The following is a 23,868-nucleotide window of genomic DNA, read 5'->3' as shown; positions in this document are numbered from 1 at the left end:
CCTTTGCCTGCCACTCTGAGAGTCCCCCCACTTGTGAACTTGTGAAACGCTGAACAAACGGCGGGGACACTCCCAGGAGGTGGCTCCATCCATGCTTGTCCGTGACGCCATGAGCACCGTCGTCCTCACCATCGGCCCGACCCACACGCTCCGCCAGGCCGCCGCGCTGATGTCCGCCCGCCGGGTCGGCGCGGCCGTGGTCCACGACCCGGACGCCGGCGGCATCGGCATCCTCACCGAACGCGACATCCTCAACTCCGTGGGCCTCGGCCAGGACCCGGACACCGAACGCGCCCACGCCCACACCACCAACGACGTCGTGTTCGCCGCTCCGGCCTGGACCCTGGAGGAGGCGGCCGGCGCCATGGCGCACGGCGGTTTCCGGCACCTCATCGTGCTGGACGGCGGCGAACCCGCCGGCATCGTCTCGGTCCGCGACATCATCCGCTGCTGGGCCCCGGCACGACAGCAGGTGCCCGCCTGACGGCACGGACGGGCAGCGGTCCGGAGCCGTTCTCGATCCCACCATGGACTTTGTCCAAATCAAGCAAGGCTCTAATATCACACATGTTCGGAACCTGGTCCCCTTAGCTGTTAGGCTGGTGGCCATGAGTGACCTTCTGGAACGCCTGCGCGGACGCGGATGGCGGATGACCGCGCAGCGGCGCGTCGTGGCCGAGGTCCTCGACGGCGAACACGTCCATCTGACGGCCGACGAGGTCCACGCCCGGGCCGTCGCCAAGCTGCCCGAGATCTCCCGGGCGACCGTCTACAACACGCTCGGTGAGCTCGTCTCCCTCGGCGAGGTGCTGGAGGTCTCCACCGACCAGCGCGCCAAGCGGTACGACCCGAACGCCCACCAGCCGCACCACCACCTGGTCTGCGCCCGGTGCGGCGCGATCCGGGACGTGCACCCGGTCGGCGACCCCCTGGCGGACCTCCCCGACTCCGAGCGCTTCGGCTTCACGGTCTCGGACGTCGAGGTGACGTACCGCGGCGTCTGCCCGAACTGCGCGGCCGCCTAGCCTTCGCACGCGAGAGCCCCGACTCCGACAGCCCCGGCCGCGATGGGTGCCGGGGCTTCGCGCTGTCGGCCGGGGCGCCCGCGCGGTCGATCTGTACGAGGAGGGCCGTGGGGCATCGCCGCTGGACACACCGAGGGCCGAAACCCTTTCGGATTCCGGCCCTCGGCCTTCAGTAGCGGGGACAGGATTTGAACCTGCGACCTCTGGGTTATGAGCCCAGCGAGCTACCGAGCTGCTCCACCCCGCGTCGGTGAATGCAACGTTACGTCAACGACGAGCACAGATGCAAATCGCTTAACGAGCCCCTCCGGCTCAGCCCCGGACGACTGCTCCCGCTGGGCGGCAAGCCGCCGCCCGCAGAACCGCGCCCCTCAGCTGCGGGCAGTCGTGCCGCTGGGGCGGCACGAGGTGGGCGCAGCGGCACCCCGCCACGCCGGGCTGCGCATCCACCCGCCCCCAGCCCCGACGCCGAGCACCACCACCCCGGCCCCACGCCGCGCACACCCCGGCAGAGCCCGGCCTCAAGCAGACAGCTCCTGCCGCAGCGCGTCCCGCAACCGAGCCGCCCGCTCAGCCACCGACGCCGGCCCCAGCGACACCGCCCGATCGGCCCACCGCTGCCCTTCCGCCAGCTCACCCCGACGCGCGTAGACCAGGGCCAGCCGCAACGCCGCCCGCCCGTGCCCCGCGTCAGCCGCCCGCGTCCACCACACCGCCGCCTCGGGCTCACTCCCCTCCCGGGCCAGCAGCAGCCCGAGATTGAACGCCCCGTTGCGGGACCCGGCCTCGGCCGCCTCCCGGTACCACCGGGCCGCCTCGACGACATCGCCCCGGGCCGCCGCCAGCATGCCCACCCGGACCTGCGCCCGCCGGTGCCCCTGCGAGGCGGCACGCTCGTACCACTCCTCGCACTCGCTCCGCCGGTGCACCGGCTCCCCCAGCTCGTGCGCCGGCTCCGGCGGTCTGCGCGCGTCGAGCACGGTCGCCAGCCGGTACGCGGCCTCCGCGCTCCCGCCCCCGGCCGCACACCGCAGATGCCGCTCGGCCTCCTGCTCGTCGCCGTCCCGCAGCCGGGCCATGCCGACCTGGAGCGCGGCCTCCGTGTGCCCGGCGGCCGCCGCCCGCTCGTACCAGCGCAGCGCGGCCTTCTCCTCGCCCCGCCCGGCGTGCAGGATGCCCAGGTTGAACGCGGCGTCGACGCTCCCGGCCTCGGCGGCCTTGGAGAACCACGGCTCCGCGCCCGTCTCGTCCCCGCCCCGCAGCAGCAGGATCGCCAGCGCGTTCGCGGCCTCCCGGTGCCCGGCGTAGGCCGCGCGCCGGTACCACTGCTCGGCCTGCGCGGTGCGCCCCTGCTCGGCGCAGAGCAGCCCGAGGTTGTAGGCGCCGTTCACATCGCCCGCGTCCATCGCGGCCCGGTACCAGCGCTCGGCGGTCTGGGTCTCGCCCCGCTCGGCGTGCAGCGCGCCGAGCGCGTTCGCCGCGTTGCCGTCGCCGTCCTGCGCGGCCCGCAGCCACCACACGGCGGCGTTCTCCGTGTCGCCCGCGTCGCGCAGCAGGAAGCCGAGCGCGCAGGCGGCCCGCGGCTCGCCGTCCTTGGCGGACGTCAGGTACCAGCGGCCGGCCTCCTTGAGCTCGCCGCGCCTCTCCAGGATGGTCCCGAGGTGCAGCGCGGCGCGCCGGTGGCCGCGCGCGGCGGCCTGCCGGTACCACAGCTCGACCTCGTCGGACGCCTGGACACCGTTGTCACCGTCGGTTTCCCGCGCCGCCCGGCGGTCCAGTGCCCGCGCCAGCCGGTACGCGGCCTCCCGGTGCCCGCGCTCGGCCGCGACCCGCATCCACTGCTCGGCCGCGGCGTCACCGCGGTGCTCCAGCAGATCGGCGAGGGCGTACGCGCCCAGCGTGTGGCCCTGTTCGGCGGACTGGCGCAGCCAGTACTCGGCGGCGGGTTCGTCACCGCGCTCGCGGTGGTGCCGGCCGAGGGCATGCGCGGCGGCCGCGGATCCGGCGACGGCGGCGATCCGCCACCATCCGGCGGCCTCGTCGGCGTAACCCCGCTGGTGGAGGAGGACGCCCAGGTTGTTGGCGGCGGCCCGGTCGCCCGCGGCGGTAGCGGCACGCAGATGGGGCTCGGCACCGTCGAGATCACCGCGGCGCAGCAGCATGGCCCCGAGAACACTCATCGCCTCGACGTCACCGGCCTCCGCGGCGAGCCGCTGACGCAGCTCCTCGGCTGCCTCGTCGGCGAGTTCCCCGGCGTCGTCCGGGGTGTCGGTGTCCTCCCGGCTGGAAGGCTGCACAAAACGCCCTGTCTCGAACAGAGTTGCCTTGTCCCCCATAACGTCCATCGTCGCACCACCTGCAACCTGGGTACACCTGGTATACCGCAGCCAGTGAGGTCACTACAGCGTTTTGTCGACATGCCCACAGAACGACAAGTCAAACACAGATCGGCCAACTCCCCCCGGCGGCGCGGCCGCAACCTGCACCAGGACATGCGTTCACACATCACGAAGGCCCGGATTCCTTTGTGGAATCCGGGCCTTCGTGGCCGCTGCGTCACTCGGACATCGCGACTTCAGTAGCGGGGACAGGATTTGAACCTGCGACCTCTGGGTTATGAGCCCAGCGAGCTACCGAGCTGCTCCACCCCGCGCCGTTGTGTTCACCACCGTATCACGGCGCGGGATGGGCCATTTCACCAGGCCAGGCCCTAACTGCTCGGCTTCGGGCTGGGGCTGCCGCTCGGGCTGCTGCCGGGCTTGCTCTCGCCGCCCCCTCGGGCCTCGGCCCGGTCCGCCGCGGCCTGCGCCTCCTCGGCCCGCCGCAGGGCGTCCTCCAGGTCCTCCTGCGCCCGGCCGTACGCCTCCCAGTCGTTCTTCTTCAGGGCCTCCTGGCCCGCGTCGAACGCCTTCTGGGCGTCTTCCAGGGCCTGCTTGACCGTGGGGTCGTCGGACGTCGGCGGCGGTGTCGTCGTGTCGCCCTCGTCCGGCGGCTCCGGGGTGGCGCCCTCCGCTCCGAAGACCTTGTTGAGGGCCTCCTCGAGCGTGTTCTCGAAGGCGGTCTGGCCTCCGTAGGTGACCAGCACCTTGCGCAGCAGCGGGTACTTCAGTCCACCACCGCGTACGTAGACCGGCTCCACGTACAGCAGTCCTCCGTCGAGCGGCACCGTCAGCAGGTTGCCGTACTCGACTTCGGAGTCGCCGCCTCTCAGGAGCCTGATGGACTCGGCGATGTCCTCTTGGGAGTTGAACTGGCTCTGGACCTGCTTGGGGCCGTTGACCGTCGTGTTCGTCGGCAGTTTCAGGATTCTGATCTTGCCGTAGTCACTGGTGCCGGCCTCGGCGTCGACCGCCATGAAGGCGCTGAGGTTGTCCCGGCCGTTGGGCGTGAAGGTCGTCGTCAGCGAGAACGCCTGCGCCTTCTGGTCGGGCATCTTCATGCTCAGGTAGTACGGCGGCACCGCGCTGCCCGACCGGTTCGTCGGGTCGTCCGGCACCTGCCACACCTCGCTGCCGCTGAGGAACGTCGTCGCGTCCTTCACGTGGTAGCGCGTGAGCAGCTCCCGCTGGACCTTGAACAGGTCCTGGGGGTATCGCAGGTGGTCCATCAGCGACTTGGAGATGTCGCTCTTGGGCTCCACCGTGCCCGGGAAGGCCTTCATCCAGGTCTTCAGGACGGGGTCCTTGGTGTCCCACTGGAAGAGCTTGACCTCGCCGGTGTACGCGTCGACGGTCGCCTTCACCGAGTTGCGGATGTAATTGACCTGGTTCTGCTGGGCCACCACCGCGCGGTTGTCGTTGGTGGCGGTCAGCGAGTCGGCCGTGGTGTCACCGAGGGTCGTGCGCGAGGAGTACGGGTAGCCGTTCGTCGTCGTGTACGCGTCGACGATCCACTGGATCCGGCCGTCCACGACCGCCGGGTAGGCGTCGCCGTCGATGGTCAGCCAGGGGGCGACCGCCTCGACGCGCTCCTTCGGCGTGCGGTTGTACAGGATCCGCGAGCCGTCGCCGATGGCGCCGGAGTACAGGATCTGCGGCTCGCCGAACGCCACCGCGTACGCGGCCCGGTTGACCGGGTTGGAGAGGTTGACCCCGCTGTCGCCCTTGTAGCTGGTGGTCTTCTCGCCGTTGTCGTCGGAGTAGTCGATCTCCTTCTGGGGACCGCCGACGATCGAGTACGTGGTGGTCTTCTCGCCGTAGTAGACCCGCTGCTCGTACGTGCCGAGCTGGCCCTTGGAGGGCAGGTCGGACTCCGTGAAGACCGGGCGGCCCTGGGCGTCGGCGCTGGTGCCCTCGGCGGCGACCACTCCGTAGCCGTGCGTGTAACGGAAGTGGTTGTTGATCCAGTTCTTCTTCGGGATGCCCGCGAGGTTCAGCTCACGCAGGCCGATGACCGTGTCCTGGTCCTTGCCGTCCTTGGCGTAGCGGTCCACGTCCAGGTTGGTCGGGAACGCGTAGTAGTTCCTGATCTGCTGGAGCTGCTGGAACGTCGGCGAGACGATGTTCGGGTCCATGATCCGGATGCTCGCCGTGGAGTCGACGTCATCGCGGAGCGTGGTCTTGTCCTCCGTCTTGCTCGTGCCGGAGTAGTCGGTGACCTGGGTGCCGTCGATGCCGTAGGCCTTGCGGGTCGCCTCGAGGTTCTTCTCGACGTACGGCGCTTCCTTGGCCTGCTCGTTCGGCTGGACCTGGAACTTCTGCACGATCGCCGGGTAGAGGCCGCCGATGAGGATCGCGGAGAGGACCATCAGGCCGAAGCCGATCACGGGCAGCTGCCAGGTGCGCCGCCACAGGGTGGCGAAGAACAGCAGCGCGCAGATGACGGCGATGCAGAACAGGATCGTCTTGGCCGGCAGGTAGGCGTTGGCGTCGACGTACCTCAGGCCCGTCCAGTTGTCGGTCGCCCTGAAGTCGCTGGACTTCACCGCGAGTCCGTACCGGTCGAGCCAGTAGGCGACCGCCTTCAGGGCCACGAAGATGCCGATGAGCACCGACAGGTGCCCGGTGGCCGCCGCCGTGGCGCGGGCGCCGGGGCTGGTGACGCGCAGTCCGCCGTACAGGTAGTGGGTGAGCGCGGCGGCGATCACGGACAGGATCGTGGCGGCGAAGCCGAAGCCGAGCAGGAACCGGTACCAGGGCAGGTCGAAGGCGTAGAAGGAGACGTCCAGCTTGAACTGCGGGTCCTTCTGGCCGAAGGGCACGCCGTTGACCCACATGAGCCACGTCCGCCACTGGCCGGACGCGGAGGCACCGGCGATCAGGCCGACCAGGGCCGTGATCCCGAGCAGCAGCCACTTCTTGTAGGGCGCGATGCTCATGCGGTAGCGGTCGAGGTTCTGCTGCTCCATCGACATGGCGCTCAGCGGTGGCCGCAGCCGGTGCGCCAGCCAGATGTTGACGCCGACCGCGAGGGCCATGAGCAGGCCGAAGACGAAGAAGAGCCCGATCTTGGTCCACAGGGTCGTGGTGAAGACCGAGGAGTACTTCACCGACCGGTACCAGAGCCAGTCCGTCCAAAAGCCCGCGAACATGGTGAACGCCATGCCGAGGACGGCCAGGACGCCCAGCGTCATGAGCAGGGTCCGGACACGCCGGGACGGGCGGCCCACTCTGATCCGCGGCCCTGTCGGGCCTCCGCCGCGGTCCGGCATCTGGAAAGCCAAGGTGCGCACCTCGAAGTTCGCTGTTGATTCGTCAGGCCCGCGTCTTCACGGACCGTCTGTGGCCCCCGTGATCGTGGGCCCCCACCTATGCAACTTACTCACCGTTTACTCGGTTCCCGATTCCGGCCAGGAACGAGAGAGGATTGTGACCATGTCCAACACTCCCATGGCTGCTAACCCGCTCACCCGGGCCGTGCTCGAGATCGACGAGTACGTCTCCGGCCTCGGCTGGGACCAGCCTGCCCGCCTCTTCGCCCTCGTCGACACCGCACGGCTACGGGCCGAACAGCCCTCGCTCGCCGACCGGCTCGGTCTCGGGGACGAGCCGGAAAGCCCCGGCCTCACCCCGATCGAGCAGGACGAAATTCCAACGGGCAAGCCGCTCGACGAGTTCCTCGCCACCATCGCCTGGCCCGACGCGGTGGGCGGCTGCGCCCTCGCCGTGGAGCGCCTGATGCTGCCGCCGTCCGCGGAGGCGCAGGTCCCGAAGGATCTGAGCGAGGCGGCGCTGACGAAGTGGGTGGCGGAGCACCCGGACCGCCAGGAGGTCCGCATGACGGTCGCGGTCCTGCGTGACGGCACCCGCGAGTCGGCCCTGCGCCTGCGCGAGAAGGACTCCCCCACGGAGGTCCTCACCGGCTCCGACCTGGTCCCGGGCCTGGCCGAGGCGCTGACCGCGACGTTCGAGGACTAGCGTCCGTCGTCCGGATCAGCACTTCGGCAGATCGGCGGTGTCGCCGCTGCGGATGTCCTTCAGGGCGCCGAGGGCGTCCTGGATGGTGTCCACCTTGACGAGGGTGAGGCCCTCGGGGGTGTCCTTGGCGGCGGCCGCGCAGTTGTCGGCGGGCGTCAGGAAGTACTGGGCGCCCTTGGCCCGCGCGCCGACGGTCTTCATCTCGATGCCGCCGATCGGGCCGACCTTGCCCTCGTCGTCGATCGTGCCGGTCCCGGCCACGAACTTGCCTCCGGTCAGGCTGCCCGGCGTGAGCTTGTCGTAGATGCCGAGCGCGAACATCAGACCCGCGCTCGGTCCGCCGACGTCGGCCAGCTTGATGTCGATGGTGAAGGGGAACGTGTGGTCGGTCCCGGCGGAGATCCCGACGATGGCGCGCTTCTCACCCGCGTCGTCGGACGTCGTGGTGGTGATGGTGATGTCCTGCGTCCTCGTCGGCGTCCGCTTCTCCTTCTCCGCGGCGGCCTGCTCCTTGGCCGGCACGATCGTGAAGCGGACGTCCTGGCCGGGCTTGTGCTCGGTGACCAGCTTCGCGACGTCGGCCGGCTCCTTGACCGCCGTGCCGTCCACGGCCTTGATCACGTCTCCGGCGTGCAGCTTGCCCTCGGCCGGGGAGTCCTTGACGACCGTCGAGACGATCACCCATGACTTCACCGGCACGTCGAGTTCCTTCAGGGCGGCGACCTTGGCGCTCTCCTGGGACTGGCTGAACTCCTCGGCGTTCTCCTGGGTGGACTGCTCCTCGGTCTTGCCGTCCGGGTAGAGCGTCTCGTGCGGCACGACCTTGTTGTCGTGCGCGAGCCAGCCGTAGACGGCCTCCACCAGGTTCATCCGGTAGTCGGCGCTCGTGACGCGGACCGTGGTCATGTTCAGGTGGCCGCTGGTGGCGTACGTCTTGTGTCCGGCGATCTGCAGCACCGGCTCGCCGTCGTGATCGCCGAGCGTGTTCACCGTCGGCCCCGGGGACATCTCCGAGTACGGCACGGGGATGAACACTCCCGCGCACAGAAGCGCGATCAGCATCAGGGTGGAGGCGAGCATCGTCGCAGTGCGGCGTGGCATGACTCGACAGTACGGGACGGTTCTGTCAGCGCACCGTCAGGGCCGCCCGTCCGGGGCGGCCCTGCCCGCTCATACCTCTGTGACCTGCTGTTTCTCGGCCGTCAGCTACCCGGCCGGGGCTTCTCCATGGCCTCGCGGAAGCGGGCGTAACCGATGAGCTCGGGGCCGTCTCCGCGGACCTTGCGGGTCCGGTTGGCCCAACTGCCCCACAGGCCCGCGCCGATCGCAGCCACAAGCGGAATCAGCAACCAGGCGAGCGCCGCCATGCCGACCTCCAACCCCATTGAGCGTCCGCAACTGACTGATCAGCAGATTAACCATCCGCAGTGACAACGCTCACGCCAGGGGTGCGGTTACGCAACCGGAAGGCGGCTTCCGGAATCACCGGGTCTCCGGCCGGTTCCGGTCAGCAGGCGCCGACCCACTCCTCGGTGCCGTCGGAGAACCTCTGGTGCTTCCAGATGGGCACCTCGTGCTTGAGGTCGTCGATCAGCTTGCGGCAGGCCTCGAAGGCCTCGCCGCGATGCGGACACGAGACGGCGACGACCACGGCGAGGTCACCGACCCGGAGGTCCCCCACCCGGTGCACGGCCGCCAGCGCTCGCACCGGGAACTCGGCGACGACCTTCTCGGCGATCCGCCGCATCTCGGCCTCGGCACTGGGGTGGCACGAATAGCCCAGCTCCGCCACGTCGGCTCCGCCGTCGTGGTTCCGCACGGTCCCCACGAACAGCGCGGTGCCGCCGGCCGCGTCGTCCCCGACCGCCCGGAACACCTCGTCCACGGAGAGGGCCGTGTCCCGAATCCCGATCAGCTTGACCGGGTCCTGCGCGCCCTGCTCGCCTGGATGATCGTTCGTGGATGCCATGCCTCCATCGTGCCGCACAGGACCGACAGCCCGGAATAGAGCTATCGACCGGCACGCGCGCGTGCGCGTTTGGAGTGTCCTACAGGGCGTCGGTCAGATCCGCCGCCGGGCCTTCCGGGCTCGCCGGACCACCGCCGCCGCACCCAGCAGCGCCACGGTCGCGCCCGCGGCACCCGCGGCCGTCGCGTCCTTGCGGCCCAGCCGCCGCCCGGCCACCGTGTGCCGGCCGGAGACCTCCTCGAGGAGCTCCGCCAGCACCTCCTCGTTGGTGTACCGCGGCCGCCACCCGGCGTCGTGCAGCCGGCTCCCGCTCACCACCCAGGGGTACATCGTGTACGCCAGGTCCCCCGCCGGAGAGGGCGTGAGTCCGATCCGGTGCAGCCGTGCCGCCGCGCCCAGGGCGACCGCCGACGGCAGTTCCATCCGCCGGATGCCGCTGAGCTCCTCCACTTCCTCCTGCTCCAGCCACCCGTCGCACCCGACGGCGAGTTCCCCGTCGACCTTCTCCAGGACGGCGTACTCCAGCGCGCTGCACAGGTCCTCGACGTGGCAGAACTGCCACGCGGGCCGCGACCCGGCGACGACCAGCAGCCGAGGGGACTCGAAGTACCTGGTCAGAGCGGTGTCCGTGCCGCCCACCAGGACGGCCGGCCGCACCACCGTGACGTTGAGCCCCGGGTGGGCCCGCGGCGCCCGCCGCGCCAGCCGCTCGATCTCCAGCAGGTCGCCGACGCCCGTCGCCTCCGCCGTGGCGCGCAGTTCCGCGTCCTCCGACAGCGGCAGCTCGTTGTCCGGCAGTGCCCCGTAGACCATCGCCGAGGTGCACAGCACCACCCGGTGCACGCCGGCCGCCGCGGCCGCCGTCAGGACGGTCTGCGTCCCCCGTACGTTGTAGGCCGTTCGGGCGGCCGCGTCGGTCTCCAGGTCGAGGTCGAGGGCCAGGTGGACCACCACGTCGGCGCCGCGCAGCTTGTCCGCGATGGCCGGGTCCCGGACGTCCAGGATGTGCCACTGCGCCGCCGCGCACTCGCCGCGCCGCTCGTCGATGGCCACGACCTGCTTGACCTCGTCGGACGCGGCGAGCTGCTCCGTGAGCAGCGCTCCGACGCCGTACGCGGCGCCGGTGACCGCGACGACGGGCCCGCGCGCCGCGGGGCTCGCGGAACTGGTTGACTGGTTTCGCGCTGCGCGAACCTGCGGATCTGGGGAACTCACCGGGCGTCTCCAGCGGTTGTCTTCGTACGAGCGCGTGCGACGCGTGCGTACCAGGTGGCATCCATCCTGCCGCAGGCTGTCAGTCGGCGAAGCACCGAGGCCCGATCCGCCCCAGGTGTCTACGCTGGGTGGTGTTGTCGGGCAGCCGTGCCGCCGGAAAGAACCGGCGGCCCTACCAGCCGAGGAATCCCGTGAGTGACACCCCATTCGGATTCGGCCTTCCGCCGGAGGAGCCGGACGACGGCGACGAGGGCAAGAAGAAGGACCAGCAGAGCGGTGGTGGTCAGGGACCTGCCAACCCGTTCGGTTTCGGCGGCCTGCCCGGAGCCGGAGGCTTTGGCGGCGGACCCGGCGGCCCCGGTGCGGACAATCCGTTCGCAGCCATGTTCGGCTCGCTGAACCCCACCGACCTGGGCGCCGCGTTCCAGCAGCTGGGCCAGATGCTCTCCTACGAGGGCGGCCCGGTGAACTGGGACATGGCCAAGCAGATCGCCCGCCAGACGGTCTCCCAGGGCAGCCCTGACGGCACCAAGGACACGAGTGTCGGCCCCGCCGAGCGCCGGGCCGTCGAGGAGGCCGTGCGCCTCGCCGACCTCTGGCTCGACGACGCCACGTCCCTGCCGTCGGGCGCCGGCTCCGCCGTGGCCTGGAGCCGCGCGGAGTGGGTCGAGGCGACCCTGCCCGCCTGGAAGGAACTCGTCGACCCGGTCGCCGAGCGCGTCGGCACGGCCATGGGCGACGTCCTGCCGGAGGAGATGCAGGCCATGGCCGGCCCGCTGATCGGCATGATGCGCTCGATGGGCGGCGCCATGTTCGGCACGCAGATCGGACAGGCCGTCGGCGTGCTCGCCGGTGAGGTCGTCGGCTCGTCCGACATCGGCCTGCCGCTCGGCCCGGCCGGCAAGGCCGCGCTGCTGCCGGTGAACATCGAGACGTTCGGCAGGGACCTGAGCGTCCCCCAGGAGGAGGTACGGCTGTACCTCGCCCTGCGCGAGGCCGCCCACCAGCGCCTCTTCGCGCACGTGCCGTGGCTGCGCTCGCACCTGTTCGGCGCGGTCGACGGCTACGCGCGCGGCATCAAGGTGGACACGGCCAAGCTGGAGGACGTGGTCGGCCAGTTCGACCCGCAGAACCCCGAGCAGCTGCAGGAAGCCCTCCAGCAGGGCATGTTCCAGCCGGAGGACACGCCCGAGCAGAAGGCCGCCCTGGCCCGTCTGGAGACGGCTCTGGCGCTCGTCGAGGGCTGGGTGGACGCGGTGGTCCACGCCGCCGCGAAGCCCCGCCTGTCGTCCGCCGACGCCCTGCGCGAGACGCTGCGCCGCCGTCGCGCCTCGGGCGGCCCGGCCGAGCAGACGTTCGCCACGCTGATCGGCCTGGAGCTGCGCCCGCGCCGCCTGCGTGACGCCTCCCGTCTGTGGGCCTCGCTCACCGACGCGCGCGGTGTCGACGGCCGGGACGCCCTGTGGGCCCACCCGGACATGCTGCCGACGGCGACCGACCTGGACGACCCGGACGGCTTCGTGCACCGCGAGCAGATCGACTTCTCCGAGCTGGACAAGATGCTCGGCGAAGCGGCGGACAAGCCCGACCTGAGGAAGCGGGACACGGGCGAGGACGGCGGCGAGGACAAGTCCAAGGGCGACGACGCCGAGTGAGCCTGTACGACGACGCGGTCCTCGTGCTGAAGGAGTACGAGGACCAGGCGGACCTGCGCCAGGCCTACCTGGACCACCTGGCGCATCACCCGGACGGCCTGTGGAAGGCGTGCCACGCCGGTCACCTCACGGCGAGCGCCCTGGTGATCGACCCCGAGGCCGGCCGGGTGCTGCTGACCCTGCACCGGAAGCTGCGGATGTGGCTCCAGATGGGCGGCCACTGCGAGCCGGGCGACGCCACGCTCGCGGCGACGGCCCTGCGGGAGGCGACGGAGGAGTCCGGCGTCTCGGGGCTCTCGCTGCTGCCGGGCGGCCCGGTGCGCCTGGACCGGCACCCGATCCCGCCGCCGTGCCACTGGCACTTCGACGTCCAGTACGCCGTTCTGGCGCCGCCGGACGCCGCGCACGAGATCAGCGACGAGTCGCTCGACGTGCGCTGGTTCGGGTACGACGAGGTGGCGGACGTGGCCGACACGTCGGTCGTACGTCTGCTGGAGGCGACGCGGGCGAGGCTCGCGGTTTGAGGTTCGGGTAAGGGGCGACCGCCCAGGTGGTCGCCCCTTACATCCGTTCCATGGTCGGTCACGCCCCCACAGGGGGGCGATAACCGGGCCTTGCGCCACGAACGGCCCGCAGCCAGGCCCGGACCGCATAGCCCTGGCACCCGATCGGCCGAACCCGCGGAGCGCTCAGCTCCAGACGTTGCCCTGGTTCTGCCCTCGTGCCCCCTGCTGCCCCATGCCGTACTGCGCGGCGAGGCCCGAGCCGATCTGGGCGTTCTGCGGCGGCAGCAGCTCGCTGGGCTGGACGAGGGCGAAGCCGTTGCCCATGAAGCTCAGCTCCCAGCCCTCCCCGGTGTTGCCGCGCCTCCGCCACACCCCCGAGGAGTGGGTCTGGGCCTGCATCTGCACGCGCAGGCTCGTCGACCAGGCGACGATCGCGTCGGCGTCGCAGTTGACGTACTTGTCGGGCGTCACCTGCAGCAGCAGCGGCATGCCCGAGGTCATCAGGGCGATCTTGCCCCGGCCGGAGATGTTGAGCTGGTACTTCCCGGAGCCGGAGATGCCGTACAGGCTGTCCACGGCGATGACCTCGTGGTGCAGGGACGAGTCCATCGCCAGCACGTAGCTGCTGTCGACGGTGAGACCGTCCTGGTCCACGTCCATGACGTGGACGTGCTGCTTGAGGTTGGCGAGGTAGACCGTGCCCTGCCCGTGGCAGCGCATCAGGTCGAGGCCCTCACCGGTCTGCGCACGCGCGCGTGACTGCTGGTTGCTCTGGAACTCGGCGTCGAACTCGACGAGGCCCTGGTAGGCGACCATGGTGCCCTTGCGGGCCAGGATGTCGTCGTGGCCCTCCAGGGCGACGCGCAGCATCTGCTTGTTCTGCAGGCTCCAGCGGTCCTGGGTCTGCTGCTCGTTGTAGGCGAAAATCGGGCTCTGCATGGCTTTCTGGCTCCCCCTCAGCCCCGGACCCGGAGGCGGTCGGTGCTGTCCTCGCTGGGCTGGACGACGACGATGCCCTGACCGGAGAAGGCCATCTGGTAGGCCTCGCCGCTGCCGCGGCCGATCAGCGACTGGGCCCGGAAGCTGCGCTTGCCCTTCACCTTGAGGTTCGGGGACCAGGCGACGAGCGCGTCGGGGTCGACGTACGTCTCGTCCTCGCCGCCTCCGCAGTCGACGACGATCGGCTTGCCCCGGGAGGTCAGCGCGACCCAGCCCTGCCCGGAGATCTTCGTGTTCCACAGGCCCTGCCCGGCGAACTTGGCCAGGCCCTTGACCCGCTCCACCCCCCAGGTGAGGTGGGCGTCGAAGGCGAGCAGGTTGGTGGCGTTGACCGAGATTCCGTCGCCGTTGAGATTGATGACGACGACGTTCGCCCCGTAGTCGGCGAGATAGAGCAGGCCGTCGCCGGAACACTTCATCAAGGGCGCGCCCTCGCCGGTCATCCAGTCCTTGGCGATCTGGCGCACGGCCGGCGGGTTGGGCTCGTACTGGACGAACCCTTCGTAGGCGACCATCGACCCCACGCGCGCGAGGAGGTCGTTTCCGGTCTGCATGGCGACCTTCAGCATGTGGTTGCCGTGGTTCTCCATGCGGGCGGTGACGGGTGCGGGGGCGTGGCCCGCGAGTTGCTGTGTCATGACGGGCTCCCTCAGACCTCGTACGGCTGGACGACGATGAAGTTGCCGGGCGCTCCCCGGAACTGGAGGTTGACGCTCTCCCCGGTGTCGCCCGGGTAGGCGTTGCGGCGCATCCGCACCTGGCTGGAGACGACGACCTGGGCCGCGGCCGACCAGGCGACCACCGCGTTGCAGTCGGCGAACGTGGTGGGCGTGACGGGCAGCACCACGGGCGTGCCGTGCGTCTTCACGACGATCGTGCCGGTGCCCTGGAACTGCATCGTGAACAGCGCGCCGCCTGGGATGCCGTGGCCCTCGATGCGGCGGACCTCGTAGGTGAGGCTCTCGTCGAACGCGAGGACGTTCTCGGCGGAGACGCAGACGGCGTCGCCCTGGAGCTCGATGGGGTGCAGCATCGTCGAGTTCTCGGCGAGGAAGACCTGCCCCTGGCCGGTGCAGCGCATCAGCTGCATCTCCTGGCCGGTCGCGTTGCCCACGATCCGGCCGGCGAAGCCCGCGCCCTTGTAACTGAAGTCGACCTTGCCCTGGTAGAGCACCATGCTGCCCTGCCGGGCCAGTACGGGCTGCCCTCCGATGCCGAGGTCGACGCGGACGAGCTTCTTGTTCTGCTGCGTCCAGCGCTGCCCGGTGGGGGCCTCCTTGAACTGCTGGAGCGCGGCGGCCACGCCCGGGCCCTGGGGAGCGGCGGCCTGCGGGACGCCCTGCTGTGGGACAGCCTGCGGGGCTCCGTAGGGGGCCTGCCCGAACGGCGGCTGCTGGCCGTGGCCCGGGGGCGGCGTGGGCTGGCCGTAGCCCGGAGGCGGGGTGGGCTGGCCGTAGCCGGGCGGCGGGGCCGGGGCCTGAGGTGCCTGAGGTGCCTGAGGTGCCTGAGGTGCCTGAGGCTGACCGTAACCGGGAGGCGGCGGGGCCGTCTGGCCGGGTACCTGGCCGTACGCCGGCGGCTGCTGGCCGGGCTGGCCGTACGGTGCGGGCGCCGGGGCCGGCGGCGGCACCGGGGAGCCGCCGGGCGGGGTGTTCATGGGCGCGACGATGGTCGGGGCGGCGTGCACCTGGGGTGCGGGCGCCGGGGCCGGCGGCGGGGTGCCGGGCGAAGTCGCTCCGGGCGGAGTCGCTCCGGGCGGGGGCGCGAAGCCTTGTGCGGCGGGCTGAGGGGCCGGCGTGGGGGCCGGGGCCGGAGGCGCTGCCGGGGTGGGAGCCTGGGCGGGAGCCGGGGCCGGGTCCGGTGTGCCGGGGACGGCGAAGGCGGGCGGGGCGAAGCCCGGGGCGGCGCCGGCCTGCGGTTGCTGCGGGGCGGGCGCGGGCGTCTCCTCCTCGGCCACCTCACCGCCGAAGTTCTTCAGCAGGGCGTCGAGACCCCCGTCGAAGCCCTGCCCGACCGCGGCGAACCGCCAGACGTCCTTGAGGTAGAAGTCGCCCAGCATCACGGCCCGTTCGGTGGAGAACTCCGAGCCGTCGAAGGGGTAGCGGGCCACCTCCTCGCCGCCCGCGACGATGCGGAGGTAGCCGGGGGCGATCTGCGACATCTGCCCGGCGCCGTCGATCGTCGCCGTGAAGGACAGCTTCTGGATCTGCGGCGGGATGCGGTCGAGCGTCACCCGGAAGGACTCCGTGTCGCCGGCCTGGGCACCGAGGAGCTGAATGGCCTCCTCGGGGGACTTCGGCTGGTTGTAGAAGACGAAGTACCGCTCGTCCGACAGCCGTTCGTCGGCGTCGAGGCCGAAGCAGCTGATGTCGAAACTCAGGCCGGGGCCGGTGATCTGCACGCCTACGTACAGATCCGTGCCCGCGGTGAGGTCACTGATCCTGGCCTTGTGGCCGCGTTGGAATTCCCTGGCCATGCGTAACGACCGTCCCCCATCCAGAACGTGAGTGCGTCGCGCCAGGCTAACGGCAAATCCGGACACCGGACGATGTCGGTACAGACCCGGTACAGAACCCGCGCTCGGCCGTATCGGCTGCTCGCCGACGGAAAGCGGTCACTCACCCCGCGGAGGTCTCGTCCCTCGCGCCGGGCACATGGGGCAACCGCTCGGCGGCGACCACGCCTTCGAGGTAGCCCCGCGCCCGCTCGGTACGCGGGTAGGCCGCCAGCAGCTCCCAGAAGCGGGGCCCGTGTCCGGGGACGAGGAGGTGCGCGAGTTCGTGGCAGAGGACGTAGTCGACGACGTACTCGGGCATGCCCTGCAGACGGTGCGACAGGCGGATGCTGCCCTCGGCCGGGGTGCAGGATCCCCAGCGCGTGTTCTGGTTGGTCACCCAGCGCACCGAAGCGGGCCGGGCCCGTCCGTCGAAGTACTGGTCCGAGAGCCGCCGGGCCCGCTCCGCCAGCTCGGCGTCGCCGAGGGACCGCCGGCTCTCCTGGGCGGCCAGCTTGTCGAGCATGACGTTCACCCAGCGCTGCTCCTCCGCCTCGGACATCCGGGCGGGGATGAGCACCACGGTGCGATCGCCCTCGCGGTACGCGGAGACCGTCCTGCGTCGGCGGGCGCTCCTGCGGACCTCGATCGCGCTCGCCCCCGAGCCGCTCGGCGGCTGGCTCGTCGTGCTGCGCTGTGGCTTTCCGGCGCGGTGCAGTGGGTCGGCGGGCACGCCCCGACGTTACCGGCTGCACACGGGGAAGTCCCGACTCCGGGGACGGTTCCCTGCCGATGCCCCCACCGGCCGCCGGATTTGTACGACGAATCCCCGTGCCTGTGGACAACTTTCGGCAGCCGGTGGCGGGTTTCGGCATGCTGGCTGCTGTCGGCGAAGCGACGGGCGGGTGCGGTCCGGGACCAGGGGCCGTGCCTGCCGCAGATCCGGCCTGCGCACACGCTGGACCGGCATACGGGGACGATCTATGACATTCGGGGGGCCGTCATGCATCCGATGGTGAAACCCGCGCTCAGGCGCGGCTGGCGTGATCTCAACACCGTCCAGTTCGGGATGACACCGGCGCATGCGATGACGCTCGGCCCGATGGACCTGGCGTCGGGCAGTTTCCTCGACCTGCTGAACGGCACACGGGGGCTGGAGCTGCTCCGCGAGGAGGGCCGCCGCATGGATCTGCCCGACGGCCATGTCGACCGACTGGTGCGCGGGCTCGCGGAAGCCGGGCTGCTGGACGACGCGCGCGGTGGCGGCCCGGCGGCCGACGCCCTGCGGCGGAAGAAGGAGGTCCTGGACCGGCTGCGCCCCGACCTGGCCTCCCTGTCGCTGACCACGTCGGCACCCGGCGACGCGATCGGCCGGCTGGCCGCACGGCGCTCGCAGCGCGTGCAGGTGCGGGGTGCGGGCCGGGTGGGCGCCGTCCTGGCCTCGCTGCTGGCGGGAGCCGGTGTGGGCGAGGTCGACGTGCGGGACGTCGGCCGTGTGGAGCCGTGGGACGTCGCCCCGGGCGGACTGCCGGCGGAGGCCGTCGGCGACCGCCGGGACGAGGCGGCCCGCCGGGCCGTGCGCCAGGCCGCCCCGGGCCAGCCACCGCGCCGCGCACCGGCCCAGGCGCCCTCGGAGGAGGGCGACCCGGGCTTCTCACTGGTGATCATCGCCCCACGGGACGATGTCGCCGTGCACGCGCCCGACCTGTCCGCCGCCGAGCCCCTGATGTCCTCGGGGACGCCCCATCTGTACGCCGGTGTCGTGGAGGGAACCGGCGTGGTCGGCCCCTTCGTCCTGCCCGGGGAGACGGGCTGCGCGGGCTGTCTGCACGAGAGCCGCACCGACCGGGATCCGGCCTGGCCGCGCCTCGTGGCACAGTGGCGTTCCAGCCGGCAGCGGCAGGTGCGGCCCTGCGACCTGACGCTGGCCACGACCACGGCCGGACTGGCGGCCGCCCACGCACTCGCCTTCCTGGACGGCCGGGTGCCGTCGAGCGCCGGCGCACGCTGGGAGGTCTCCCTCGCCGCTCTCCACTGGCACGCGCGGCCGGTCCTGCCGCACCCGGCATGCCCGTGCGCCGCGGCGGAGAGAGGAAAAGGGGAGCACCCCTCTCAGGACGGGGAGTCACACGAGACAATGGCGGTGCAACGGCCGTCGGAGCAGTGCCGTGAGGCAGAGGCGGAGCGGCCGGCTGGGACTTGGAGGGCGCATGTCTGATCTTCCCCGGAAGGCGGTCACCCGGACCGCCAAGCTCGCCGCGCTCCCGCTCGGCATCGCCGGGCGGGCGACCTGGGGATTCGGCAAGCGGATCGTCGGCGAGTCGGCGGAGCTCGTCGGCCGTGAGCTCCAACAGCGCACCGCTGAGCAGCTGTTCAAGGTGCTCGGCGAGCTCAAGGGCGGTGCGATGAAGTTCGGGCAGGCCCTGTCCGTCTTCGAGTCGGCGCTGCCCGAGGAGGTGGCGGGCCCCTACCGTGCCGCGCTGACCAAGCTCCAGGAGGCGGCGCCCCCGATGCCGACCCGCACGGTGCACGCGGTGCTGGAGGAGCGGCTCGGCGAGGGCTGGCACGAGTTGTTCCTGGAGTTCGAGGACAAGCCCGCCGCGGCGGCCTCGATCGGCCAGGTGCACCGAGGGGTGTGGCACGACGGCCGTGAGGTGGCGGTCAAGGTGCAGTACCCGGGCGCCGGCGAGGCCCTGCTGTCCGACCTGAACCAGCTGAGCCGCTTCTCCCGCCTGCTCGGTCCGCTGATCCCCGGCATGGACATCAAGCCGCTGATCGCGGAGCTGCGGGACCGCGTCTCGGAGGAGCTGGACTACGGCCTGGAGGCCCAGGCCCAGCAGGCCCACGCCGAGGAGTTCGCGGACGACCCGGACGTGGTCGTGCCGCAGGTCGTGCACCAGTCCGAGCAGGTCCTGGTCACCGAGTGGATCGACGGCGTCCCGCTGTCGGAGATCATCTCCGAGGGCACCCAGGAACAGCGCGACCGGGCCGGTCAGCTCCTGGCCCGCTTCCTGTTCTCCGGCCCCGCCCGCACCGGCCTGCTGCACGCGGATCCGCACCCGGGCAACTTCCGGCTCCTCCCCGGCGGCCCGGAGGGTGAGGACGACTGGCGCCTGGGCGTCCTGGACTTCGGGACGGTCGACCGTCTCCCGGGCGGTCTGCCGGCCACCATCGGCGAGTCGCTGCGCATGACGCTGGACGGCGAGTCCGAGGCGGTCTACGAGCTGCTGTGCGCGGAGGGCTTCGTCAAGGAGACCATAGAGCTGGATCCGGAGGCGGTCCTGGACTACCTGCTGCCGATCATCGAACCGGCCCAGGTCGAGGAGTTCACCTTCACCCGCGGCTGGATGCGCAGCCAGGCGGCCCGTATCGCCGACCCCCGCTCCCCCGCCTACCAGCTCGGCAAGCAGCTCAACCTGCCGCCGGCGTACCTGCTGATCCACCGGGTGACCCTCAGCACGATCGGCGTGCTGTGTCAGCTGGGGTCGACGGTGCGGCTGCGCGAGGAGTTGGAGGAGTGGCTGCCGGGGTTCGTCCCGGAGGACCCGCTGGACGGCGCGCCGTCGGTGGCGGAGGCGTGACCCCCGCGGGCACGCCGCTGGTCCGGTGCCCGCGCTTCACCACCAGTCCGAGTCCAGGCGTCCTTCGATCGACCTGAGGTTCTCCCGGGAACACATCTCGCAGAAATGGCGGCGGACGCCGTCCTCCACGGAGCAGGTCCAGGTGAGGGGCGGCCCTGCGGTCGGCGCGTCGGCCGACCTGCCGCAGCGGGCGCACACGAAGCGCCGCGGGGGGTCTGTCGTCGAGCCGTCGTCACTGCCTCGGGGAGGACTCGTCACCCGGCGACGATAACGCCGCGCCCGGCGCCCGCGGAGACACCGCGCACCGGCATCGCCGACACCGCGCATCTGCTTCGCGCCCACAGCCCCACCGGCATGCGTACAACGCACCGCGGGGGCCGGTCCGTTCGGCACGGACCGGCCCCCGCGGGAAGAGCACGGCCTCCCGGTGCGGGAGGCCACCGCCTCAGGTGCGGTGAGCTACTGCATGACCGCCATGGCGAGCGCCCGGCGGGCACGCCGGGAGGCGCGCTCCGCCCTGCGCTGCATCCGGCGGGCGGCCACCAGGCGCACGGCCTGGCGTTCCCGCTCCGCCTCGTGCAGTCGCTCGCGCATATGCGCACGAGCCATGGCTTCTGGGATGAGTTGCATCTCTCGGGTCCTGTTCTGACGCGAGTCCTTCGCGCCGGTGGTGGTGAAGTCTTGGGTCGCGGAGCCTGCGGGCTCGTGAGTGGACGGCTTCATCGGGGCCTGCTTCTGGGGGTCGTGCGTGAGGGGACGGTCGATCGTTCCTGCGATGTTCATGCTGTGACCGGGTTCTTGCGCGGGCGGCCACGCGGCCGCTTCCGGGCGACGACGACACCCTGGACGAACAGCTCGCCACCCCAGACGCCCCAGGGCTCACGCCGCTCCTTGGCGCCGGCGAGGCAGGCCTCGACCAGCGGGCAGGTGCGGCAGAGGGACTTGGCGTACTCGACGTCCGCGGGCGACTCGGCGAAGAAGACCTCCGGGTCGTAGGAGCGGCACGGGACGGGTACGCCGAGGTTCTCGATGGCGTCGTCGAGCGCGGTGAGCGCGGTGAGCGGGGTCAAGGCGGTGTCCTCCGTGGAGCAGGGCTTGGGGATCGTGTCGGAAGGCGGTACGGACGGGACGTGCGCTTCGAGTTGCACGGTTCGTCTTCCTCGTCTGGTCGTTCCGGCCTGTTGGCCGGGGGGCGGCTGGTACCGGGTTCTTTTCTTGTCCCGAGGCTCCTTCGGTCCGTCGTCCCTGTTCAGGGACAAACAGAAGGGCCGCGGATCCCGGATGGGGTTCCGCGGCCCTGAAGGCGCCGGCCTGATCGAATCAGGCTGGATCACTCCAGGGTTCTGGCCCACGGAAGGCCCACATCAGGTGGTGCTGCGTCGTCTGCTTCCGGAATCCGGCACCGGTCGCCGCAAAGGCATAGGCCTGCGCCTGTGCCGCTACTGCCGCTTCCAGTGCCTTGGTCGGTCGCTCATTGCGCTCGCGGACAGGAAGACCCGCGGGAGCAATGGAGGAGGACGCCGGACGGACGGCACGAATGCCGGACAGACCGGTGCCCAGGTTCGAAACGCCGAGCATGCACGCGGAGACGGCCGAGCGATCGGTCATTTTCACGGTGCTGATGGAGCTGGTGTTGATGCTGATCACTGGACTCGCCTCCTCTCGGCGTCTCGGGGGACTGGGTGGACCAGTCCGACGGATATGCAAGTACAACACGGAATCAGGGCCTCCGAGAAGGCCGCTGCTCTCGTGCCTAAGAACCTATGGGGATTGCTGGGGCATGCGCAAACTATTTTTTCGACGAGTTCGCGTCAGCCCTGATCTGTGTCCCCCGTCGCGTACTGGCCTGCGCAGATGGCCAGTACGTCGGCTCCGTAGCGGGTGAGCTTACGCATGCCGACGCCCGGGATGCGCGCCAGTTCGTGTTCGTCGTCGGGCGCGGTCTCGGCGATCGCCATCAGCGTCCTGTCGGTGAAGACGCAGAAGGCGGGCTGGCCGCTGCTCCGCGCCTGGTCGGCGCGCCACTCGCGCAGCCGCTCGTAGAGGCCCTCGTTCATGTCGGAGGGGCAGTCGTCGCAGCGCATCAGCTTCATCTCGCCCGCGTCGGTCAGCGTGCGGCCGCAGACTCGGCAGCGGGCGGGCGTTCGCTGCACCCGTCTCGGGGCGGAACCCCTGGTTCCGGGGATGCCGCGCTCGATACCGCCCGCCGCGCCGGCGCCGGCGCGGCCGACGGTGGCCGTGGAGCCGGGGCGCAACCCGTCGAGGAAACGGCTGGGGCGACGGCTGGGGCGGCCGCCGGGTGAGCGGGAGAGCGCCCAGGAGACATGGAGGCGTTCCCGCGCCCGGGTGACACCGACGTACAGCAGGCGCCGCTCCTCCTCGATCTGCTCGTCGGTCTTGGCGTAGGTGATCGGCATCATGCCCTCGGCGACACCGACCAGGAAGACGACGTCCCACTCCAGGCCCTTGGCCGAGTGCAGGGAGGCGAGGGTGACGCCCTGCACGGTCGGGGCGTGCTGGGCGTTCGCCCGCTCGTCCAGCTCGGCGACGAGGTCCGCCAGGGTGGCACCCGGCTTGGCGGCGGCGAAGTCCTGGGCGAGGTTCACCAGAGCGGCCAGGGACTCCCAGCGCTCGCGCACGGCACCGGAGCCGGCCGGGGGCTGCGGCGTCCAGCCCTCCCCCGACAGCACGGCGCGCACCTGGGAGGGCAGGTCGTCGGCGTCGTCCAGGAGGGAGTCGTTGCCGCCGAAGCGGGCCGCGCCGCGCAGGGCGACGCCCGCCTTGCGCACCTCGGGGCGGTCGAAGAACCGCTCGGCGCCGCGCAGCTGGTAGGGCACCCCGGCGTCGGCGAGGGCCTGCTCGTAGGTCTCGGACTGGGCGTTCGTACGGAACAGGACGGCGATCTCGGCGGCCGGGACCCCGGAGTCGATGAGCTCGCGGATGCGGCGGGCCGCGCCCTCCGCCTCGGCCGGCTCGTCGGTGTACTCGGTGTAGACCGGCTCAGGGCCCGCAGGGCGCTGGGAGACGAGCTCCAGGCGGTGGTCCGCGGCCCTGCCCTTCGCCTGGGCCAGCAGGCCGTTGGCGAGGTGGACGACCTGGGGGGTGGAGCGGTAGTCGCGGACCAGCTTGACGACGGTGGCGCCGGGGTGGCGGGTGCGGAAGTCGAGCAGGTGGTCCGGCGTGGCTCCCGTGAAGGAATAGATCGTCTGGCTGGCGTCGCCGACCACGCACAGGTTGTCCCGCTCGCCCAGCCACAGCTCCAGCAGGCGCTGCTGGAGGGGGCTGACGTCCTGGTACTCGTCGACCACGAAGTGCTGGTACTGGGCGCGGACCTGCTCGGCGATGTCGTGCCGGTCCTGGAGGACGGCCACGGTCAGCAGCAGCACGTCCTCGAAGTCGATGACGGAGCGCTCGCGCTTGACGTCCTCGTAGGCGGCGTAGAGCTGGGCGATCTCGGCGGGGTCCCGGGGAGTCTCACGGCCGGCCTTGGCGGCGGCGGGCGCGTAGTCGGCGGGGACGGTCTGGGTGACCTTGGACCATTCGATCTCGGCGGTGACGTCCCGCAGCTCGCCCCGGTCGAGGCGGATGCGGCAGGCGGCGGCCGCGTCGGCGACGAGCTGGATCTTGCGGTCGACGAGCCGGGGCATGGAGCCGCCGATCGCTTTCGGCCAGAAGTACTGGAGCTGGCGCAGGGCCGCCGAGTGGAACGTACGCGCCTGGACGCCCGCGGCGCCGAGCTGGCGCAGCCGGCCGCGCATCTCACCGGCGGCGCGGTTGGTGAAGGTGACGGCGAGCACGCTGGAGGGGTGCAGGATGCCGGCGCGCACTCCGTAGGCGATGCGGTGGGTGATCGCCCGGGTCTTGCCCGTGCCGGCGCCCGCCAGGACGCACACCGGACCGTGCAGGGCGGTGGCCACTTCGCGCTGCTCCGGGTCGAGCCCTTCGAGCACCGCGTCGGCCGAGTCCGGTACCTGCGGGAACAGGGTGGAGTGCGTTGCTGCTGTCACACAGCCATGCTGCCAGGTCGCGCGAGACGGCTGCGCCGGTTGTCCACAGGCAGGCATCGAT

General features: G+C 71.3%; 22 protein-coding genes and 2 tRNA genes. 7 read left to right on the top strand and 17 right to left on the bottom strand.

Annotated features, from left to right (window positions below):
• The first annotated feature begins 91 nt into the window (after window positions 1–91).
• Both C1703_RS26525 and C1703_RS26520 read left to right on the top strand, forming a co-directional pair.
• Entirely contained in the window at window positions 92–484 is a 393-nt protein-coding gene (locus C1703_RS26525; protein ID WP_114255205.1) for a CBS domain-containing protein, read from the top strand.
• Window positions 485–608: 124 nt separating this feature from the next.
• Window positions 609–1,025 (top strand): Fur family transcriptional regulator, encoded by a 417-nt coding sequence (locus tag C1703_RS26520; protein ID WP_114255204.1) that lies wholly within the window; start codon window positions 609–611, stop codon window positions 1,023–1,025.
• A gap of 173 nt (window positions 1,026–1,198) precedes the next feature.
• Here C1703_RS26520 and C1703_RS26515 read toward each other — a convergent pair.
• The 4 genes from C1703_RS26515 to C1703_RS26500 all read right to left on the bottom strand — a co-directional run bounded on the left by C1703_RS26515 (window position 1,199) and on the right by C1703_RS26500 (window position 6,675).
• Window positions 1,199–1,272, bottom strand: a tRNA-Met gene (locus C1703_RS26515).
• Window positions 1,273–1,546: 274 nt separating this feature from the next.
• The gene (locus C1703_RS26510; RefSeq protein WP_198678276.1) at window positions 1,547–3,370 is read right to left on the bottom strand and encodes a tetratricopeptide repeat protein; all 1,824 of its coding nucleotides are present in this window, start codon (window positions 3,368–3,370) and stop codon (window positions 1,547–1,549) included.
• A 234-nt stretch (window positions 3,371–3,604) separates the two neighbouring features.
• Window positions 3,605–3,678 (bottom strand) — tRNA-Met (locus C1703_RS26505).
• Window positions 3,679–3,735: 57 nt separating this feature from the next.
• Entirely contained in the window at window positions 3,736–6,675 is a 2,940-nt protein-coding gene (locus C1703_RS26500; RefSeq protein ID WP_198678452.1) for a UPF0182 family protein, read from the bottom strand.
• Window positions 6,676–6,838: 163 nt separating this feature from the next.
• Between C1703_RS26500 and C1703_RS26495 the strand changes: the two genes are divergently transcribed.
• A complete protein-coding gene (locus C1703_RS26495) occupies window positions 6,839–7,381 on the top strand; it encodes a PPA1309 family protein (protein ID WP_114255201.1) in 543 nt (180 codons plus the stop codon).
• Window positions 7,382–7,396: 15 nt separating this feature from the next.
• On the opposite strand, the gene C1703_RS26490 is transcribed toward C1703_RS26495, so the two are convergent.
• The 4 genes from C1703_RS26490 to C1703_RS26475 form a co-directional block, all read right to left on the bottom strand.
• A complete protein-coding gene (locus tag C1703_RS26490) occupies window positions 7,397–8,482 on the bottom strand; it encodes a PDZ domain-containing protein (protein WP_114255200.1) in 1,086 nt (361 codons plus the stop codon).
• Window positions 8,483–8,583: 101 nt separating this feature from the next.
• The gene (locus C1703_RS39365) at window positions 8,584–8,748 is read right to left on the bottom strand and encodes a hypothetical protein (RefSeq protein ID WP_190049437.1); all 165 of its coding nucleotides are present in this window, start codon (window positions 8,746–8,748) and stop codon (window positions 8,584–8,586) included.
• A 140-nt stretch (window positions 8,749–8,888) separates the two neighbouring features.
• Window positions 8,889–9,350, bottom strand: a complete 462-nt coding sequence (locus C1703_RS26480) for a molybdenum cofactor biosynthesis protein MoaE (protein ID WP_031114361.1) — start codon at window positions 9,348–9,350, stop codon at window positions 8,889–8,891.
• 93 nt (window positions 9,351–9,443) lie between these two features.
• A complete protein-coding gene (locus C1703_RS26475; RefSeq protein WP_114255199.1) occupies window positions 9,444–10,565 on the bottom strand; it encodes an SDR family oxidoreductase in 1,122 nt (373 codons plus the stop codon).
• Between the two features lie 191 nt (window positions 10,566–10,756).
• Here C1703_RS26475 and C1703_RS26470 point away from each other — a divergent pair, with 191 nt between their 5' ends.
• Window positions 10,757–12,220 (top strand): zinc-dependent metalloprotease, encoded by a 1,464-nt coding sequence (locus C1703_RS26470; protein ID WP_114255198.1) that lies wholly within the window; start codon window positions 10,757–10,759, stop codon window positions 12,218–12,220.
• Window positions 12,217–12,744 carry an NUDIX hydrolase gene (locus C1703_RS26465; RefSeq protein ID WP_114255197.1) on the top strand — a complete coding sequence of 176 codons (528 nt, stop codon included), beginning with the start codon at window positions 12,217–12,219 and terminating at the stop codon, window positions 12,742–12,744. Before C1703_RS26470 ends, C1703_RS26465 begins: the two co-directional genes overlap by 4 nt.
• 165 nt (window positions 12,745–12,909) lie before the next feature.
• Here C1703_RS26465 and C1703_RS26460 read toward each other — a convergent pair whose 3' ends face one another.
• The 4 genes from C1703_RS26460 to C1703_RS26445 all read right to left on the bottom strand — a co-directional run bounded on the left by C1703_RS26460 (window position 12,910) and on the right by C1703_RS26445 (window position 16,952).
• Window positions 12,910–13,665: an AIM24 family protein gene (locus tag C1703_RS26460; protein ID WP_114255196.1), complete on the bottom strand. Its 756-nt coding sequence runs from the start codon at window positions 13,663–13,665 to the stop codon at window positions 12,910–12,912.
• A gap of 17 nt (window positions 13,666–13,682) precedes the next feature.
• Complete coding sequence (locus tag C1703_RS26455; RefSeq protein ID WP_031112077.1) at window positions 13,683–14,363, bottom strand: AIM24 family protein; 681 nt, start codon at window positions 14,361–14,363, stop codon at window positions 13,683–13,685.
• A gap of 11 nt (window positions 14,364–14,374) precedes the next feature.
• Window positions 14,375–16,201: a TerD family protein gene (locus C1703_RS26450; protein ID WP_114255195.1), complete on the bottom strand. Its 1,827-nt coding sequence runs from the start codon at window positions 16,199–16,201 to the stop codon at window positions 14,375–14,377.
• A gap of 142 nt (window positions 16,202–16,343) precedes the next feature.
• Window positions 16,344–16,952, bottom strand: coding sequence for a M48 family metallopeptidase (locus C1703_RS26445; RefSeq protein WP_114255194.1), 609 nt, complete (start codon window positions 16,950–16,952; stop codon window positions 16,344–16,346).
• Window positions 16,953–17,222: 270 nt separating this feature from the next.
• Here C1703_RS26445 and C1703_RS26440 point away from each other — a divergent pair, with 270 nt between their 5' ends.
• Both C1703_RS26440 and C1703_RS26435 read left to right on the top strand, forming a co-directional pair.
• Complete coding sequence (locus tag C1703_RS26440) at window positions 17,223–18,437, top strand: TOMM precursor leader peptide-binding protein (protein ID WP_114255193.1); 1,215 nt, start codon at window positions 17,223–17,225, stop codon at window positions 18,435–18,437.
• A complete protein-coding gene (locus C1703_RS26435; protein ID WP_114255192.1) occupies window positions 18,430–19,800 on the top strand; it encodes an AarF/ABC1/UbiB kinase family protein in 1,371 nt (456 codons plus the stop codon). Before C1703_RS26440 ends, C1703_RS26435 begins: the two co-directional genes overlap by 8 nt.
• A 36-nt stretch (window positions 19,801–19,836) precedes the next feature.
• Here the strand turns inward: C1703_RS26435 and C1703_RS39890 are convergent, their stop codons facing one another.
• From C1703_RS39890 to C1703_RS26415, 5 genes are all read right to left on the bottom strand, one after another.
• The gene (locus tag C1703_RS39890; protein ID WP_157993167.1) at window positions 19,837–20,058 is read right to left on the bottom strand and encodes a hypothetical protein; all 222 of its coding nucleotides are present in this window, start codon (window positions 20,056–20,058) and stop codon (window positions 19,837–19,839) included.
• Window positions 20,059–20,259: 201 nt separating this feature from the next.
• Window positions 20,260–20,583: a hypothetical protein gene (locus C1703_RS26430; protein ID WP_114255191.1), complete on the bottom strand. Its 324-nt coding sequence runs from the start codon at window positions 20,581–20,583 to the stop codon at window positions 20,260–20,262.
• Complete coding sequence (locus tag C1703_RS26425; protein ID WP_114255190.1) at window positions 20,580–20,948, bottom strand: WhiB family transcriptional regulator; 369 nt, start codon at window positions 20,946–20,948, stop codon at window positions 20,580–20,582. Before C1703_RS26425 ends, C1703_RS26430 begins: the two co-directional genes overlap by 4 nt.
• Window positions 20,949–21,120: 172 nt before the next feature.
• Window positions 21,121–21,447: a hypothetical protein gene (locus C1703_RS26420; protein ID WP_198678275.1), complete on the bottom strand. Its 327-nt coding sequence runs from the start codon at window positions 21,445–21,447 to the stop codon at window positions 21,121–21,123.
• 164 nt (window positions 21,448–21,611) lie between these two features.
• The gene (locus C1703_RS26415) at window positions 21,612–23,864 is read right to left on the bottom strand and encodes an ATP-dependent DNA helicase UvrD2 (protein ID WP_232840599.1); all 2,253 of its coding nucleotides are present in this window, start codon (window positions 23,862–23,864) and stop codon (window positions 21,612–21,614) included.
• Window positions 23,865–23,868 lie beyond the last annotated feature (4 nt).

The organism is Streptomyces sp. Go-475 (assembly GCF_003330845.1).
Lineage (GTDB): Bacteria > Actinomycetota > Actinomycetes > Streptomycetales > Streptomycetaceae > Streptomyces.
This window is presented reverse-complemented; position numbering and strand designations above follow the sequence as displayed.

Bases quoted from the DNA above. Each gene is read 5' to 3' on its own strand.
- C1703_RS26525 (WP_114255205.1), top strand. From the start codon at position 92: ATGCTTGTCCGTGACGCCATGAGCACCGTCGTCCTCACCATCGGCCCG.
- C1703_RS26520 (WP_114255204.1), top strand. From the start codon at position 609: ATGAGTGACCTTCTGGAACGCCTGCGCGGACGCGGATGGCGGATGACC.
- C1703_RS26510 (WP_198678276.1), bottom strand. From the start codon at position 3,370: ATGGACGTTATGGGGGACAAGGCAACTCTGTTCGAGACAGGGCGTTTT.
- C1703_RS26500 (WP_198678452.1), bottom strand. From the start codon at position 6,675: ATGCCGGACCGCGGCGGAGGCCCGACAGGGCCGCGGATCAGAGTGGGC.
- C1703_RS26495 (WP_114255201.1), top strand. From the start codon at position 6,839: ATGTCCAACACTCCCATGGCTGCTAACCCGCTCACCCGGGCCGTGCTC.
- C1703_RS26490 (WP_114255200.1), bottom strand. From the start codon at position 8,482: ATGCCACGCCGCACTGCGACGATGCTCGCCTCCACCCTGATGCTGATC.
- C1703_RS39365 (WP_190049437.1), bottom strand. From the start codon at position 8,748: ATGGCGGCGCTCGCCTGGTTGCTGATTCCGCTTGTGGCTGCGATCGGC.
- C1703_RS26480 (WP_031114361.1), bottom strand. From the start codon at position 9,350: ATGGCATCCACGAACGATCATCCAGGCGAGCAGGGCGCGCAGGACCCG.
- C1703_RS26460 (WP_114255196.1), bottom strand. From the start codon at position 13,665: ATGCAGAGCCCGATTTTCGCCTACAACGAGCAGCAGACCCAGGACCGC.
- C1703_RS26455 (WP_031112077.1), bottom strand. From the start codon at position 14,363: ATGACACAGCAACTCGCGGGCCACGCCCCCGCACCCGTCACCGCCCGC.
- C1703_RS26450 (WP_114255195.1), bottom strand. From the start codon at position 16,201: ATGGCCAGGGAATTCCAACGCGGCCACAAGGCCAGGATCAGTGACCTC.
- C1703_RS26440 (WP_114255193.1), top strand. From the start codon at position 17,223: ATGCATCCGATGGTGAAACCCGCGCTCAGGCGCGGCTGGCGTGATCTC.
- C1703_RS26435 (WP_114255192.1), top strand. From the start codon at position 18,430: ATGTCTGATCTTCCCCGGAAGGCGGTCACCCGGACCGCCAAGCTCGCC.
- C1703_RS26430 (WP_114255191.1), bottom strand. From the start codon at position 20,583: ATGAACATCGCAGGAACGATCGACCGTCCCCTCACGCACGACCCCCAG.
- C1703_RS26415 (WP_232840599.1), bottom strand. From the start codon at position 23,864: ATGCCTGCCTGTGGACAACCGGCGCAGCCGTCTCGCGCGACCTGGCAG.